The following is a 14,533-nucleotide window of genomic DNA, read 5'->3' as shown; positions in this document are numbered from 1 at the left end:
ATTTGAATTATTAATTTTAAGCTAATCTCTAAATTTAAAAATTGAAAGCCTGTTTTGGAAATTATACGCTAAAAAAACATGATTTAAACGATAAGCCGCTGCAATAATGGAAATTTTAATTGAAAAATCAGATCTGACCAAATTACATGTTGATGCAATTGTGAATGCAGCTAATGAAAGTCTACTTGGCGGAGGTGGTGTTGATGGAGCTATTCATCGGGCAGCAGGATCTGAATTGTTACAAGAATGTAAAAAATTAAATGGTTGTCCAACGGGAGAAGCAAAAATAACAAAGGCATACCTTCTTCCGGCAAAGCATGTTATTCATACTGTTGGCCCAATTTGGAAAGGAGGAAATTGCAATGAAAAACAACTCCTCAAGAATTGCTACAAAAACAGCATTCGATTGGCCGAAAATTTAAATTTAGAAAGCATTGCATTTCCGAACATCAGCACTGGAGTTTATGGTTTCCCGAAAAAAGATGCCGCAGAGATAGCAATTAAAACAATTAAGGAAGAAGCGAAACAGCTAAAATCCATTCGCAAAATTATTTTTTGCATTTTCGATGATGAAAATCTTAACATCTATCAAAATTTACTTTAAACAAATATATCTTCCTCTACAATTTCAGGATAAGTCCAGTATTTGTATTTGCCCCAATTCAGCATTTGGGTATGTCCCTTTTCCTCTAAAAAGTTGATGACATTTTGAGATTTCAATGTTAAATCGCAGTAAAAAATCAGTTTGGTTCCCAATGGCATTTCGGAATATCTATTTTCAATTTCATCAAAAGGATAATTAAGAGCAGTGGGAATGTGGCCCAATAGAAAATATTCTTCCTCCCGGGTATCTACTATCCAAATATCATCAACAGGACTTTGAGTTAAAGCAAATAATTCTTCAGCTATGCTGTATTTTTTTAATTCTCCGCCATCAACCGAAATATATCCTGTATAATCAGGAGTATGAATAAAATACCAATAGATTCCAAAAACTATCGCAACAATTGAAACTATTAATAAAAACATATCCATATAAATATCATTTTTGCAAAAAGCACCCCTTATTTTCAGCAAAACAAAAAAAAATCTCCCATAAGGAGATTCTAAATATTTTAGCACAAAACAATTAACGTTTCATTGTTGCTATAAATGTGTCTTCATCCAAAAAGAAGTCTAAGGCATCATTAATAGATGGAACAATTACATCCACATGATCAATCACATCTTTATGAATTCCTTCGCCTTGCAATGTAGCAATAGAAACAACCGACTGCACAAACAGCCCAATATCAATACGAGCATTTCCAATTGCAGCAACCTTGTTACTTCCTAATGAAAGCAATATATCTTCTTTTTCTCTCGAGTTATTAGCTTCGTAGTAGGTAATTCCGGTAGAATCAGATAATTCACGTGCGTTTCCTCTTTGATCAGAAGAAATCATCACAACATTTACTCCAAAGGATTGCAAACGCTGTATTCTTTCAATCACACCAGAAACAATTTCACCTTTAACCGTTAATGTTCCATTCGAATCAACAACTAATGTGTCAATCTCAATCTTTCCAACACCAGGTACTCTATAAATTAAACTCATCGATTTATACTTTAAATTTAGATCAGAAAATTAGTACTTTTTATAGTAAGTAAAAAAGGTTTTAAAACATCTTTTATATCAATAAAAAAAATTAATTGCCAGTACATTACTTCCCTAAAAGCGATAGCTGATTCCCACCTCAAGATTTTCTTTGAACTGGACTTTTGAACCTGTATCATCATCTGATATCAAATGAGTTGATAATTTTGTAGATATGTATTGATTAATTGGCATTACCAGAATCATCTCCCAGTCCACATCAATATTCTTAGGCTTATCCGAGTAATTAGAATATAAGGTCAGTTTATTTTCAACACTCATTTCATCCCAAAATACAAACTTGTGGTAGACATTAACATATGATCCGACTTCTTTTTTAACTTTTTTATCGGCATCTACTCCATAGGCCGTTTGATCAATATTACTTGTGTCTCTTACAATTGTATATTTTGCTGCTACCGGAGACAATAAGACTGACAATTTTTTACTTGGTTTATAGTCCATACCAATCGATGCAATAATGTAAGCAGGTGCAAAAAAGGATGATTTTAATATTTTTTCAGCATTATTTGGGTATGTATATCCTCTTACAGCCTGGGTTTTCAGATTAAACAGTGCTGAATAATACCATTTCCTAACAGCCTTTTGACCATACTTCGTCTCAAATTCAATACGATCCTCATTTTTTCGAAATCCATTGTCTCCCGACTTTAAAAGACCATACTTAACAGCTAATTTATTGTCCCAGGTATGATTTCCGTTTTTGTAGTTTGCGAATGCATCTATGGTTGATATGGTAGCAATTGAACTTTCGCCTCCTCCGGCCCAACTATCACTTACATGACCTTGATTAAAATAGAATCCAATAGTAGCACCCAATTTCCATTTTTGAGAATAGCGTTTGTACTTACCTAGTTTCGCTAAACTATACTGATCGCTTGAAATTTTCTCTTCCAGTTTCACCCTCGTTCCTCTCATTTTTGATTTCTGAACTGACTGCTGGTATACATCGTCATCAACAAGAATACGAACCGATCGATCTTTGGTATTCTGAACCCATATCCCGATAGAATCCCTTTTGTTTTTCTTCAACCAAAAACGTTTAAAATCCTGTTTTCCATTATTAATCCAGAATTTAATTGAATCGTTCTGATAATTTTTCACGCCTAACAGAACCGAATCTCTGCTGATTTCCCTGATCCATTGATGAACCGGATCATTTTCAACATACTCAAACAACTCCTCCAATGCATGAGCCTTCCAAGAATCATCTGTATCCAGCTCATCAGGTTTTAATAATTCCGGCTGGTAACTCAACACCTTCTCCAACTTCATTTGTTTTTTTACTTTTCGGAGTGCTTCTTCAGTCTTTCGTGTTTCAATGTATTTCTTCAGGTAGTAAACCATATCCCGAATACTATCATTTTTTACGTATTGTAATAAAGTATTTACTGCATCCTGCACAGAATCAGTCTGATGTTTCTTTTTTGAATAATTCATTTCCAATTCACGAACGATAAATCGAAAACCCACATTATCTATATGGTGCAATGGATCAACGAGTCCGTTTAAAACAGTATCATTGGAACAATACTTGATTGAATCAGCCTTATTTTGCTTCAATCTATAAGCAGATTTATCCAATTTTATTTTGTCAGGAAAAACAAAATCTTTCTTAACATTTCGTTGAGAAAAAGAAATTAATGACTGAAGCAAAATTAGCAAAACAAAAAAAACTCGAATCATAGGGCAATGATCTTTACTTCTTTAAATAGTTAAATGGCTAATGGAAAATCTTATTGAATAAGAAAAATGCCAACTAAATACGGCACATGCAAATTTGTTGAAATTATTTCTTTATAAAAAGAATAATGCTGTTCATTTAGGTTAAAAATTGTGAGTTTTTGGAGCTCTAACAAACTGCTCTCAAAAACAAACGTTTGCATAAAATATCCGGTCTCCCTTTTTATTCAGCAGAATTTATTCTATTTTTGGCAGAAGTAGAAAATCAGAAACTATGGAAACAAAATATCAACTTCCAAAACTGACACACAAGGTCTACCTTAATATTAAAAACAGAGACGAGTTTCACTTCTAGATTCGCCTGAGGCATCCTACCTCAAATTTTTACGTATACATTTATCAAAGAGCACATAATTGATATGGGAGAATTATATCCTATAGATAATTACACAGCTATATACCACAATAAAACAAACAACGAAACATTATGAAATTACCATTCGCAGAATCATATAAAATCAAGATGGTTGAAACCATCAAAAGAAGTACTCGCGAAGAAAGGGAACAATGGCTTAAAGAGGCTAATTACAACCTTTTTAATCTAAAAAGCGATCAGGTATTTATTGACTTGCTTACCGATTCCGGTACAGGTGCAATGAGTGATAAACAATGGTCGGCAATGATGCTGGGAGATGAAAGTTATGCTGGTGCACGCTCCTACTACAAAATGAAGGAAGCTATTAAAAACATCATGGGATTTGATCATTTTCTACCTACTCACCAAGGCCGGGCTGCAGAAAATGTATTGTTCTCGGTATTGGTTAAAGAAGGCAATATTGTTCCGGGAAACTCACATTTTGACACAACAAAAGGACACATTGAATTTAGAAAAGCAAAAGCTGTTGATTGTACAATTGATGAAGCTTTTGATACAGTAATCGATCATCCTTTTAAAGGAAACCTTGACCTTATTAAGCTTGAATCGGTTCTTTCTACTTATCCAAAAGAACAAGTTCCAATGATTATTGTGACTGTTACCTGCAATACTTCGGGTGGTCAGCCTGTTTCAATGGCTAATATGAAAGCAGTTAAAAAATTGGCCGAAAAATATGAAATTCCTGTGTGTTTTGACTCCGCTCGTTTTGCCGAAAACGCTTACTTCATTAAAACTCGTGAAGAAGGATATCAGGATAAAACAATTAAAGAGATTGTTAAAGAGATGTATACTTATGCCGATATGGCAACGATGAGTTCCAAAAAAGATGCAATTGTAAACATGGGTGGATTCATTGGGATGAAAGATGCAAACCTTTGGAAACAAGCATCTACCTACAATATCATGTTTGAAGGATATGTTACCTACGGAGGTATGTCGGGACGTGATATGAATGCACTGGCACAAGGCCTTGATGAAGGAACTGAATTTGAATATCTTGAAACACGCATTAAGCAAGTAGAATATTTAGGTAGCCGATTAGAGGAATTTGGTGTTCCGTTCCAAAAACCAATTGGAGGACATGCAATTTTTGTTGACGCAAAAAAGATCTTAGCTCACATACCAAAAGAAGAGTATCAGGCACAAACGTTAGGTTGTGAATTGTACTTGGAAGCAGGAATTCGCGGGGTTGAAATCGGTACAATTTTAGCGGATAGAGATCCTGAAACCAGAGAAAACCGTTATCCTGCCTTAGAGCTACTGCGTTTGGCAATTCCCAGAAGAACCTATACCAACAACCATATGGATGTTGTTGCAGTAGCTCTGAAAAATGTTTATGATCGAAGAAATGAAATTAAACATGGGTTTAAAATTATTGACGAAGCTCCAATTATGAGACATTTCACTGTTCAACTGCAAAAAATAGACTAATAAAAAATCAAAAAAACATCAGAACGTAAAGCTTCCTTCGGGGAGCTTTTTTTTTGATCTAAATAAAGAATTCTATCCTTAATGATTTTTTATTTTTTCGGGACTTCAAAATTGCGTATTTTTAATTGTGCATTAGAATCAGCAGATTATCAGACAATAAAAGAAAAACCATAAATGTTTAAATAGAGAAAAAAAGAAGCAAACCCTAATCTCCAAACCTATGACTACAATTGATTTAAAATTAACTCTTCAATTAAAAGAGAATGAATTTTTTAAGGTAGGCGAACACATTTTTACAAAAAATGAAAATCTTAAACCGCTTGAAGATCAATTACATTTTTGTGGTTCATGTGCTATCGAAGTATTCAAAGAGTACGAAAGTTTTCTAACCATGGAAATCATGGATCGTTGGTCAAAATTGACTAAGGCCCTAAATCAATCAACCTCTTGTTGTGCTGTTTGGGATGATCGAAAAATTATAAAAGAATTGGTTGACAACAATGAGCATTCTGTTTCCTGGTATGTTAAGAACTGCAGAATTTGTTAGCAACAGAAATAAAATTATCCTGAGGCTGCCTCAAGCACAAACCATTTTTTGATTCAAAAAATAGAAACATCTGTATATCAAAGATGCCCCTTCTTATTTTGAGTCAGCCTCTGCTATATAATGCAATAATACACTGCAATAAAGTGAGAAATACTACCTGCAAACACAAATAAATGCCATATAAAATGATTGAACGGCAACTTTCTCCACATGTAAAAGACCACACCCAACATATAAAAGATGCCACCTGCAATTATCCACTGCAAACACAAAGCAGGCAGAGATGAACTAAATGCAGAGAAATTAAAAAACAGAATCCAGCCCATAAATATGTATAACATGAGAGAGATCCAGCGGTATCTGCCCAGCAAAAATATTTTATAAAATATTCCAACAACTACCAATCCCCACAAAATCATCAAATAAAGTCTGCCAACCTGATTATTCAAATAAATAACCAGAAAAGGCGTGTAGGTTCCAGCAATCATAAAAAAAATGCTGATATGATCGAACTTTCGAAACAATTTACGATTTGGACTTCCTACCATATAATGGTAAACAGTTGATGAAGCATAGAGCAAATTAAATGCGGCCACAAAGAGTAAGCATGCTGTAAATCCGTAAATATTCTGCGTTTCGTAGGCTATACTTAACAACCACAATCCTGCCGGAATACCAAAAATTAATCCCAGCCCATGAGAAAGCCAGTTGGTAAACTCATGAATTGCTTCCTTATCGGATGAAAATCTTTTCTTCTCCTCTTTAGTCCAACTCGCCAGCAATAAAATCCATTTCATCTGTTTATAATTTTTTGATTAAGGTCAGATATAACTCCCAAATTACACTCATTCTCCTGTATGCAACACTTTTTACATGGTCTTTTCATATCATTCAGTTTAAATATCCGCTTCCTACTTCCTTTTGGAAAGAAAATCAAATTTCAGGAAAAGATTCGACGCCACAAAATTAATAATACCACAATTTACAATCATTTAAAATAGAATAAAAAGTGCTGTATTGATTGAAGCTTTGGATCGCAAATGCCTTTAGTCCAAAAAATTCAGACAGAAAACAATTCCTATAATATAGTCTATCTATTTTCATATTTATATATTAGGAGTTCTAAACATCTTAATAACTACAAACTAATATTACTATGAAGAAAATAGTCCTAATTCTGATTTGCTTTGCCTGGATCCAGATTAGCAATGCACAAGAAAATAAAATGTCTCCGTTCATTAAAGCCGGAACATCACAAACGGATATCAGTTTACTGATTTCAAGCATAAAACAAAATCTTGAAACAAATCAATTTTCAATAATAGGAGAATACCAGCCTGAAGCCAGCCAAGAACTCTACGTAATTTGTTTCACGCGAAATGATCTAAGGGAATTGTGTCTAAAGTCAGCAGACAGAGGTACTTTGGCCAGTGTGCTTAAAATAGGTTTGGTTAAAAAAGGAGAAAGCACTATAGTAAGTATGCTTAACCCAGACTATGTTTTTTGCGCCTATTTAAGTAACTACGAAACGGACAAACCTTTGCTTTCAAAGATTACTTCTGATGTGAAAAAATCCTTATCAGCAATAGGTGATGAATTTTCTCCATTTGGCGGAGAAGTAAAAGAAAGTTCACTAAAAAAGTATCATTACAAAATGATGATGCCATATTTCAGTGATCCTGTTGATTTAAGTGAGTTCGAATCATTCGAAGCAGGACTAACAACTATCCGTAAAAATTTAAAAGCAAAAAAAGGAAATGCCAATTTAATTTACGAACAAGTATTTGAAGACAAAAACATAGCCGTGTTTGGAATTGGTTTATTAGATCCTGAAGATGGGGAAAAACAATTCCTTCCAATAATTGGAGAAGATCATATTGCTGCCATGCCTTATGAAATTATCCTGCAAGGAAAAGAGGCAAGTATGCTGCATGGTAAATATCGTTTTGCCTTGTATTGGCCGGAACTAACTATGGGAACATTTATGAGAATAATGAGCACCCCTGGGGATGTGGAAGATTTTATGAAAGCAATAACTGAGTAAATACAACTATAAATTGTAAAGCCTGCATAATTTTCTGCAGGCTTTTATTATTGAATTTCCTATCATTTTTTGATACCTTGTTGCGTTTAAAAACAAACAGCTTCATTAAAGCAACAATTTATGAATAAGACGATCTCAATCCTATTAATCTGTTTCCTAATTGCTTCTTGCGCTGAGCTGCAGCCTTTCATGGATCAGTATGCACTCTCACAACCAAAACCTTTATCCAGCACTGAAGTAAGTTCCGGATTAAAAGAGGCATTAAAAATTGGCAGTAAGAATGCGTCAAGCCTGCTATCCAAGAAGGATGGTTTCTACAAAGACGAGTTGATTAAAATATTGCTGCCTCCGGAGGCACAAAGCATTACAAAGAACATCAATCTGATACCAGGAGGTGCAGAATTAGTAGATAAAGTAGTTCTTAGACTTAACCGTGCTGCTGAAGATGCGGTTTCTGAAGCAACACCAATATTTGTTTCTGCTATTACAGAAATGACAATTGCAGATGCATTCGGTATTCTTAAAGGAGGGAATAATGCGGCAACCATATATCTTCAAAACAAAACTCAAAATAAACTACAGGAGCTGTTTATGCCCAAAGTAAAGGCGTCCTTAGATAAAAAACTGGTTGCAAATTTATCTACGAATGAATCGTGGAGTTTATTAACCAAAAATTACAATGCGGTGGCCGGAAGCTTTGCCGGAAAGTTAGCCAGTTTAGAGCCAATAAATACCAAGCTTGATGCATATGTGACCGAAAAAGCGCTTAGTGCTTTATTTCTCAAAGTTGCAGATGAAGAAAAACTAATCAGAAAAGACCCTTTAAAGAGGGTTAATGATCTCTTAAAAAGAGTATTTGGTGAACTGGATAAATAATAATACAGATTTCTCGTATCTAAACACAACTAATTTAACAAACATCTTTTTTTAAACAAACACATATGTAACTAATAATCAGACACATTATACAAGGATATGATTATTTAAAAGATATATTCGTTAATTATAGGCCACAAACTAAAACTATTTTGCCTGAAGTTAGGATAGAATAAAAGTTTTATATAAATTTGCAGTGTTTAAAAGTACTAAGGGAGATTTATCTCCACCAATAATTTCAATATCATTCATTACTATTTGTTTCTTTTTGAATAAAAATAATAGGTTTGTTACTGTTAATTACTAAATTAGAGTCTTTAAACGTTTAATTTATTATTTTTAAAAAACATTACAATGGAAGGAACAGTAAAATTCTTTAACGAATCTAAAGGTTTTGGATTCATTAAACCAGACGATTCAAGTGAAGACATCTTTGTACATTCAACAGGTCTTATCGACGAAATTCGTGAAAACGATAAAGTTGAGTACGATTCAGAACGTGGAAAAAAAGGTATGAATGCCGTTAACGTAAGAGTTATCGACTAATTCGTATTACTTTTATACAAAATAGAAAACCATCCAACAGGATGGTTTTTTTTGTGTCTGTAAATCGGTAAATACGTCTAAATAGCTCTTATTTATAAAGGATCAATTCAAATATAAGGTGGAGTAAGTTTTTTTTATGCATATATTTTAGCTACCCTAAAAAGGAAGAAGTTAATATCTCTCACCCCTCTAAGTGATGCCCTGAATGCTTTCAGTTTTGCATTGAAAGATTCCGCCGAAGCATTCGTACTGCGATTATCAAAGTAGTTTAAAATACCTTGATAATGATCTTGGATAGTGTTTTTAATACTTCTGAATGATTTAAATCCAGTCTCTTCAACCTTTCTAAACCAATGAGCTAATTTTGTATAAGCAATACCCTTTTCTTTGGTTTGTGTAAATATCAATCTCAGGTTATGAGTTAACATGTATGCTTCTTTCATATCAGGATATTGGGCAAATAAAATTTTTGCACGTTTTTTCTGACTTCTTGTCCAATTGTTTGCAGATTTAAAAAGTAAATACCTGCTTCTTGCCAAAAGTTGCTTTTTAGAATCCCCATTATCAAATACGGCCGGCTGATATTTCTCTTCCCTGTAATTAGCTTCTCTGATCGCTTTAGATTCTTCATTTAGAGCATCCCAACGATGAGCTATCCGCATTTGCTGTAAACCGTCATAAGCCAATTTCTGAACATGAAAACGATCAATTACCCTGCTTGCTTTGGGAAAACTGCTTTGTACGATTTTATTCATGCTTCCCGCCATATCCAGAGTTACTTCTTCGACTAAACCTCTAATACTCTTGGGAATCTTCTTTAAGATGGAGATGATATTTTCAGATCGAGTCCCTTGAATCATGGCAGCCAATGCTCCTTTTCGGCCTTTTGCTGCCTTATTGGTAATTATTGTATAAAGCTCTCCATTGGTTAAGGCTGTTTCATCAATACTTAGCTTAGTACCAATATTTTCAGGAAAAACCATCCACTTGTGAGCATGAGATTTCTGATCCCATTGATTAAAATCACTTAAGTGTTCTTTGTATTGCTGAGAAAATTGATTCCCATTGATATGATAATGTTTTTCAAGGCTTTTACTGCTGATCGGGTATTTGTCCAAATAATTCTTTTAAAAAAGAAGCGAACCCTTTTGTATATCGAGCTCCCTTTGCTATCAAATCCCAATCTCTGCTTACAATCTGACCCGTAGAACAAACGAGCCACTTCCTTTTGCGAACATGCAGGTAAACCATGCGTTCCCGAATAGGGTAATCTTGAATCACCACTGCTGACTGAAAACCTTTTGAAGTCAGCTTTTCTGATGAAAATTCTTCTGGGAATTGATGTAATTCATCCAGATGAACATCCAATCGATTTTCATCAATAATAACTTGAGTGATCTCAAAGTAGGAAAATATCTCTTCTGGTAAAATTGCTTGAAGTAAGAGGGTGTAGTGATCTTTTGTTGAATCCATCGTCTAAATTTTAGACAACAAAATTAAATTATTCCTTTTGATCCACCTACTTTTTGAATTGATCCTTTATAAATATCAGCTTTGCATTTCTATGCTATAGAATTAACTCAGCAAGAATAAATACCATCTCTTTTCCATATCAACTCACTCCTTCTCCCGAATAATCTACATAAACCAAACTGTGAAAATCCAACCAAACTAAATCCATAATCACCTCACAACAAGTATCATTACAGAACTCAAAACTTTGCCGGTTATTTTTGGATTGAAAAATTGTTTTTTTTATATTTGTTTTGTTCGAAAGTCTTATTAAATAATAATTTCAATATCATTCATTACTATTCATTCCATTTAGGAATAAAAAATAATAGAACTGTTACTGGCAATTAAATGAGAATACAGACTTTAAACAAACATCTTATTATTTTAAAAAACATTACAATGGAAGGAACAGTAAAATTCTTTAACGAATCTAAAGGTTTTGGATTCATTAAACCAGCAGATTCAAGTGAAGACATCTTCGTACACTCATCGGGTCTTATCGACGAAATTCGTGAAAACGATAAAGTTGAGTACGATATGGAAAAAGGAAGAAAAGGTATGAACGCAGTAAATGTAAGAGTAATCGACTAGTTCATATTACTTTCATACAAAATAAAAAACCACCCTTTTGGGGTGGTTTTTTATTTCTTAAAATTGTAACAACCGAAAAGGCTGTTTATTTTTTAACTAAAGTAACATTTACAGCATTCATCCCTTTAGGACCACGCTCAGTTTCAAAGTTAACTTTATCATTTTCACTTACTGAATCTACAAGACCATTGATATGCACAAAAATACTCTCCTTGGTTTCTAAATCCTTAATAAATCCATATCCTTTACTAGTATTGAAAAAAGATACAATCCCCTCTCTTAAAGGTTGTTCAAAATTACCGTCATCACTATTTCGTGCACCAAGAACAATGTCTTCTTCGTTAATCTCTTTCTTCTTTTTGGTTGGATCTGGTGGCGTATCACTCAAATTGCCAAACTCATCTGTATAGGCAAGCATTTCTTCGAAAGTACGACCTGGACTGGATTTACGTTCTTCTTTACGCGCTTCTTTTTCTTTTCTTTTCTGGAGTTTTTGCTTCTCTTTCTCTTTTTTGTTGTAAGTTTCTTTTGGTCTTGCCATAGCTTTTTTAAGATTCGAAATTCATTATAATCCTTCAAAAAATAAACACGATAATTAATACTACTATCTGATCATTTCTTAAAGGTTCTGCAATGTACGGAATTATTCTCAACAAATTGCTAATTATTTATCCTTAAGGGTATAATATGCACCTGAATATGACAAATTTAAGCTGTAATTCCAATCATCTATTTTATATAAAAAAACAAATTTATAAGATTTAAACTCATATTTGTAAAATCCACCCAGAAAAAATATCTTTCCTGTATTCGAAACAAATAGATTTATTATGGAATTACACTCTAAAAGATTATGCCTACAAACAATCCAAAATAAACATGCTAAAGAAGTATTCGATTATCGTTCAGATGCTAAGACCAATCAGTACCAAGGCTGGATCCCAAAAAACATTGATGATGTTTATGATTTCATCAACAATAAAGTTTCCAAAAGCATCGACCAGATTGACACGTGGTATCAATTGGTAATTATCTGCAGAGAAGATCAGAAAGTGATTGGTGACATTGGAATTCATTTTTTAGATGCAGACGAAAAACAAGTCGAACTTGGTTGTACCCTGGCAAAATCTTATCATGGAAAAGGCTTTGCTAACGAAGCTTTATCAGAAGTAATTAAATTTCTTTTTACTGATTTAAACAAACATCGTATTACTGCTTCGGTCGATCCGGCAAATATAAAATCGATAGCTATGCTTGAACGTTTAGACTTTCGAAAAGAAGCTCATTTTATAAAAAGCATCTTTGTAGATGGAGAATGGATTGATGATGTAATTTATGCAATTCTTAAAGACGAGTGGATCAATAAAATCCAAAATGATTAATTTCTCCACTTTTTCTAAGCTCCTATCTTTTTATAGAACACCCAATTTTCGTATTGATTTTCACCCATTTCGAAAAAGCACTTGCCGGCCACCAAATAATTCCGGCGATGATAAAAATCAAGAGCATTTTGGTTTTTGTAATAAGCAGTGAGCCATAAACCTGAACCATTATTTTTTCTCACCTCATTTTCAGCATGCAGCAAAAGTTTATAACCAACTCCCTGTCCATGAAAATGTCTTGATACGTATAATACGGATAGTTCTGGATCTGTAATATCTTTTACAGGACAAGAAGTATCGTAATCCAGTTGAGAACACGCAATTAAGCACGAATCCCTCTCGACCAAAAATATTTTTTTATTCGGATTTCGAAGTATAGTTTCCGTTTTTTCTTTGGTAATTTCAGAAGCCAAATATTCCGCATATTCGTTATTTACTCCTCCCGCAGCATAGGTATCAAGCCAAACTTGAATTTTAAACATCGCAATACAAAGAGCATCTGAAGTTTCGGCTCTACGAATAATAAAATCGGTAATCATATCGATGCAATGATATTTTAATGAGACTCTTCAATGACAAGATCACATAAATCAGAAACTAATATCTCTTCAATTTCATGGAACTTATCTTTTGGAGTTTTGGTAAACAGCATCCCAAAAATAGAATACATTTTATAATCAATTTTACGTAATTCCAGTGGATTACAAAATTGCGTCAATAATTTTTCATAATCAAAATGTGTAATTTTACCAGATGGTATTTTAGTCGAATTGTCCAAAATAATCAAAGAATAAATCTCATCATCCATTTCTTTTAAGATCTGATTCCAATCGGGTTTAATATTGCTTAAAAAACAATGATACGGATTCAATTTAGTGGCCAAATAAGTTAAATCTGCCGTAGTACACCAGCCACCAAACCTCATTGGGTTCACTTCAATAGGGACTAACTTACCCACTTCATCCACACGAACTTCGATGTGAACAGGAAAATTTTTCAATTCAACCTGCTCTCCGAGATCCTGCACAAACTGCTTAAATTGTGGAAGGTATGCCTTAATCAATTCCTTTGAAGTGTAATAAACCCGATCACTGACATCCTTTTCGGAAGCAAAAAGGTGCTTCAATACTCCCAACACAACCGCTTCGCCATTCTCATCAAAATAAGCATCAAAAGCAAACTCCTCTCCAGCAATTACTTCCTCAATTAAAAAGGAAGATGCGTTTACTACCTCAATAGGAAATAAAGCCTGAGCATTTGTAAATTCCTTGCGAATTAATTGCTTCACTCTTGACCAATCATTCTCATCTACAACCTTATGAACTCCAAGACTTAAAAAACCTACTGCCGGCTTAATTATAAACGGCATTGGTAATTCGTCCAATTGAATTTTATCCAAATCTTTAAGGAGCACTTCCTTATAATAGAAATCAGGATACATTCCCTGAATCAATTTTCGGAACTCAATTTTATTTTTAAACACATTAATGTATTCAGGTAGTTTGGTGAAACTTAAATGGTTCAGTACCCAATTGATAGAATTCTCGGAATTAGTATAAATTCGACTATTTGTATTATCACGAAAATGTTGTACAATCTGCTCTGAACTAATCAATGCAAGCTCCCCCTTTTCGGTAACATTACCCGTATCCAGAGTTGGAAAATTATATTTTTCAATTGTCTCTTTAAGAAACTTGGAAACGTAAGGTTTGTCTAATAAAATCATGCGATAGTAATGTTAAGTATCAAATCTTGTACAAAGCTACAAAATATGTTTATAGTAATCTATTAATATAAAAGAATGGAGGAAACTCAACAAATCAAA

At 33.6% G+C, this 14,533-nt stretch carries 17 protein-coding genes; 8 read left to right on the top strand and 9 right to left on the bottom strand.

Features of this window, described 5'->3' with window-relative positions; all coding sequences use genetic code 11:
- The first annotated feature begins 106 nt into the window (after positions 1-106).
- Positions 107-604, top strand: coding sequence for an O-acetyl-ADP-ribose deacetylase (locus ACY0M5_RS07900; protein WP_156197404.1), 498 nt, complete (start codon positions 107-109; stop codon positions 602-604).
- Here the strand turns inward: ACY0M5_RS07900 and ACY0M5_RS07895 are convergent.
- From ACY0M5_RS07895 to ACY0M5_RS07885, 3 genes are all read right to left on the bottom strand, one after another.
- A complete protein-coding gene (locus ACY0M5_RS07895) occupies positions 601-1,035 on the bottom strand; it encodes a rhodanese-like domain-containing protein (protein WP_461631377.1) in 435 nt (144 codons plus the stop codon). The genes ACY0M5_RS07900 and ACY0M5_RS07895 overlap by 4 nt on opposite strands.
- Before the next feature lie 94 nt (positions 1,036-1,129).
- Positions 1,130-1,597: an HAD family hydrolase gene (locus ACY0M5_RS07890; RefSeq protein ID WP_101309329.1), complete on the bottom strand. Its 468-nt coding sequence runs from the start codon at positions 1,595-1,597 to the stop codon at positions 1,130-1,132.
- 114 nt (positions 1,598-1,711) lie between these two features.
- On the bottom strand, positions 1,712-3,343 hold the full coding sequence (locus ACY0M5_RS07885) for a DUF3078 domain-containing protein (RefSeq protein ID WP_156197406.1): 1,632 nt from the start codon (positions 3,341-3,343) through the stop codon (positions 1,712-1,714).
- A 484-nt stretch (positions 3,344-3,827) separates the two neighbouring features.
- Here ACY0M5_RS07885 and ACY0M5_RS07880 point away from each other — a divergent pair, with 484 nt between their 5' ends.
- On the top strand, positions 3,828-5,207 hold the full coding sequence (locus ACY0M5_RS07880) for a tryptophanase (RefSeq protein WP_461631376.1): 1,380 nt from the start codon (positions 3,828-3,830) through the stop codon (positions 5,205-5,207).
- A gap of 220 nt (positions 5,208-5,427) precedes the next feature.
- Positions 5,428-5,754 carry a hypothetical protein gene (locus tag ACY0M5_RS07875; protein ID WP_101309332.1) on the top strand — a complete coding sequence of 109 codons (327 nt, stop codon included), beginning with the start codon at positions 5,428-5,430 and terminating at the stop codon, positions 5,752-5,754.
- Between the two features lie 113 nt (positions 5,755-5,867).
- On the opposite strand, the gene trhA is transcribed toward ACY0M5_RS07875, so the two are convergent.
- Positions 5,868-6,551: a PAQR family membrane homeostasis protein TrhA gene (trhA, locus tag ACY0M5_RS07870; protein WP_461631375.1), complete on the bottom strand. Its 684-nt coding sequence runs from the start codon at positions 6,549-6,551 to the stop codon at positions 5,868-5,870.
- Between the two features lie 359 nt (positions 6,552-6,910).
- Between trhA and ACY0M5_RS07865 the strand changes: the two genes are divergently transcribed.
- The 3 genes from ACY0M5_RS07865 (at position 6,911) to ACY0M5_RS07855 (ending at position 9,220) form a co-directional block, all read left to right on the top strand.
- Positions 6,911-7,798 (top strand): hypothetical protein, encoded by an 888-nt coding sequence (locus ACY0M5_RS07865; protein ID WP_461631374.1) that lies wholly within the window; start codon positions 6,911-6,913, stop codon positions 7,796-7,798.
- Positions 7,799-7,918: 120 nt separating this feature from the next.
- Positions 7,919-8,674, top strand: coding sequence for a DUF4197 domain-containing protein (locus ACY0M5_RS07860; protein WP_461631373.1), 756 nt, complete (start codon positions 7,919-7,921; stop codon positions 8,672-8,674).
- A 354-nt stretch (positions 8,675-9,028) separates the two neighbouring features.
- The gene (locus ACY0M5_RS07855; protein ID WP_101260022.1) at positions 9,029-9,220 is read left to right on the top strand and encodes a cold-shock protein; all 192 of its coding nucleotides are present in this window, start codon (positions 9,029-9,031) and stop codon (positions 9,218-9,220) included.
- Positions 9,221-9,354: 134 nt separating this feature from the next.
- On the opposite strand, the gene ACY0M5_RS07850 is transcribed toward ACY0M5_RS07855, so the two are convergent.
- Positions 9,355-10,338 (bottom strand): ISAon1 family transposase, encoded by a 984-nt coding sequence (locus ACY0M5_RS07850; protein ID WP_461631372.1) that lies wholly within the window; start codon positions 10,336-10,338, stop codon positions 9,355-9,357.
- On the bottom strand, positions 10,313-10,693 hold the full coding sequence (locus tag ACY0M5_RS07845; protein ID WP_156197417.1) for an ISAon1 family transposase N-terminal region protein: 381 nt from the start codon (positions 10,691-10,693) through the stop codon (positions 10,313-10,315). The genes ACY0M5_RS07850 and ACY0M5_RS07845 overlap by 26 nt, the downstream gene beginning before the upstream one ends.
- A 441-nt stretch (positions 10,694-11,134) precedes the next feature.
- Here ACY0M5_RS07845 and ACY0M5_RS07840 point away from each other — a divergent pair, with 441 nt between their 5' ends.
- Entirely contained in the window at positions 11,135-11,326 is a 192-nt protein-coding gene (locus ACY0M5_RS07840) for a cold-shock protein (RefSeq protein ID WP_101260024.1), read from the top strand.
- Between the two features lie 85 nt (positions 11,327-11,411).
- On the opposite strand, the gene ACY0M5_RS07835 is transcribed toward ACY0M5_RS07840, so the two are convergent.
- A complete protein-coding gene (locus ACY0M5_RS07835) occupies positions 11,412-11,867 on the bottom strand; it encodes a cold-shock protein (RefSeq protein ID WP_124992095.1) in 456 nt (151 codons plus the stop codon).
- A 289-nt stretch (positions 11,868-12,156) separates the two neighbouring features.
- Here ACY0M5_RS07835 and ACY0M5_RS07830 point away from each other — a divergent pair, with 289 nt between their 5' ends.
- Positions 12,157-12,708 (top strand): GNAT family N-acetyltransferase, encoded by a 552-nt coding sequence (locus ACY0M5_RS07830; protein ID WP_461631371.1) that lies wholly within the window; start codon positions 12,157-12,159, stop codon positions 12,706-12,708.
- Positions 12,709-12,722: 14 nt separating this feature from the next.
- Here the strand turns inward: ACY0M5_RS07830 and ACY0M5_RS07825 are convergent, their stop codons facing one another.
- Both ACY0M5_RS07825 and ACY0M5_RS07820 read right to left on the bottom strand, forming a co-directional pair.
- Complete coding sequence (locus ACY0M5_RS07825) at positions 12,723-13,247, bottom strand: GNAT family N-acetyltransferase (protein WP_461631370.1); 525 nt, start codon at positions 13,245-13,247, stop codon at positions 12,723-12,725.
- Between the two features lie 17 nt (positions 13,248-13,264).
- Complete coding sequence (locus ACY0M5_RS07820) at positions 13,265-14,434, bottom strand: ATP-grasp domain-containing protein (protein WP_461631369.1); 1,170 nt, start codon at positions 14,432-14,434, stop codon at positions 13,265-13,267.
- Positions 14,435-14,533 lie beyond the last annotated feature (99 nt).

This window comes from Labilibaculum euxinicum (genome assembly GCF_963678175.1).
GTDB lineage: Bacteria > Bacteroidota > Bacteroidia > Bacteroidales > Marinifilaceae > Labilibaculum > Labilibaculum euxinus.
The sequence above is the reverse complement of the archived record's forward strand: the minus strand, read 5'-3'. Positions and strand labels throughout refer to the sequence as shown.

Bases quoted from the DNA above. Each gene is read 5' to 3' on its own strand.
- ACY0M5_RS07900 (WP_156197404.1), top strand. From the start codon at position 107: ATGGAAATTTTAATTGAAAAATCAGATCTGACCAAATTACATGTTGAT.
- ACY0M5_RS07895 (WP_461631377.1), bottom strand. From the start codon at position 1,035: ATGGATATGTTTTTATTAATAGTTTCAATTGTTGCGATAGTTTTTGGA.
- ACY0M5_RS07890 (WP_101309329.1), bottom strand. From the start codon at position 1,597: ATGAGTTTAATTTATAGAGTACCTGGTGTTGGAAAGATTGAGATTGAC.
- ACY0M5_RS07885 (WP_156197406.1), bottom strand. From the start codon at position 3,343: ATGATTCGAGTTTTTTTTGTTTTGCTAATTTTGCTTCAGTCATTAATT.
- ACY0M5_RS07880 (WP_461631376.1), top strand. From the start codon at position 3,828: ATGAAATTACCATTCGCAGAATCATATAAAATCAAGATGGTTGAAACC.
- ACY0M5_RS07875 (WP_101309332.1), top strand. From the start codon at position 5,428: ATGACTACAATTGATTTAAAATTAACTCTTCAATTAAAAGAGAATGAA.
- trhA (WP_461631375.1), bottom strand. From the start codon at position 6,551: ATGAAATGGATTTTATTGCTGGCGAGTTGGACTAAAGAGGAGAAGAAA.
- ACY0M5_RS07865 (WP_461631374.1), top strand. From the start codon at position 6,911: ATGAAGAAAATAGTCCTAATTCTGATTTGCTTTGCCTGGATCCAGATT.
- ACY0M5_RS07860 (WP_461631373.1), top strand. From the start codon at position 7,919: ATGAATAAGACGATCTCAATCCTATTAATCTGTTTCCTAATTGCTTCT.
- ACY0M5_RS07855 (WP_101260022.1), top strand. From the start codon at position 9,029: ATGGAAGGAACAGTAAAATTCTTTAACGAATCTAAAGGTTTTGGATTC.
- ACY0M5_RS07845 (WP_156197417.1), bottom strand. From the start codon at position 10,693: ATGGATTCAACAAAAGATCACTACACCCTCTTACTTCAAGCAATTTTA.
- ACY0M5_RS07840 (WP_101260024.1), top strand. From the start codon at position 11,135: ATGGAAGGAACAGTAAAATTCTTTAACGAATCTAAAGGTTTTGGATTC.
- ACY0M5_RS07835 (WP_124992095.1), bottom strand. From the start codon at position 11,867: ATGGCAAGACCAAAAGAAACTTACAACAAAAAAGAGAAAGAGAAGCAA.
- ACY0M5_RS07830 (WP_461631371.1), top strand. From the start codon at position 12,157: ATGGAATTACACTCTAAAAGATTATGCCTACAAACAATCCAAAATAAA.
- ACY0M5_RS07825 (WP_461631370.1), bottom strand. From the start codon at position 13,247: ATGATTACCGATTTTATTATTCGTAGAGCCGAAACTTCAGATGCTCTT.
- ACY0M5_RS07820 (WP_461631369.1), bottom strand. From the start codon at position 14,434: ATGATTTTATTAGACAAACCTTACGTTTCCAAGTTTCTTAAAGAGACA.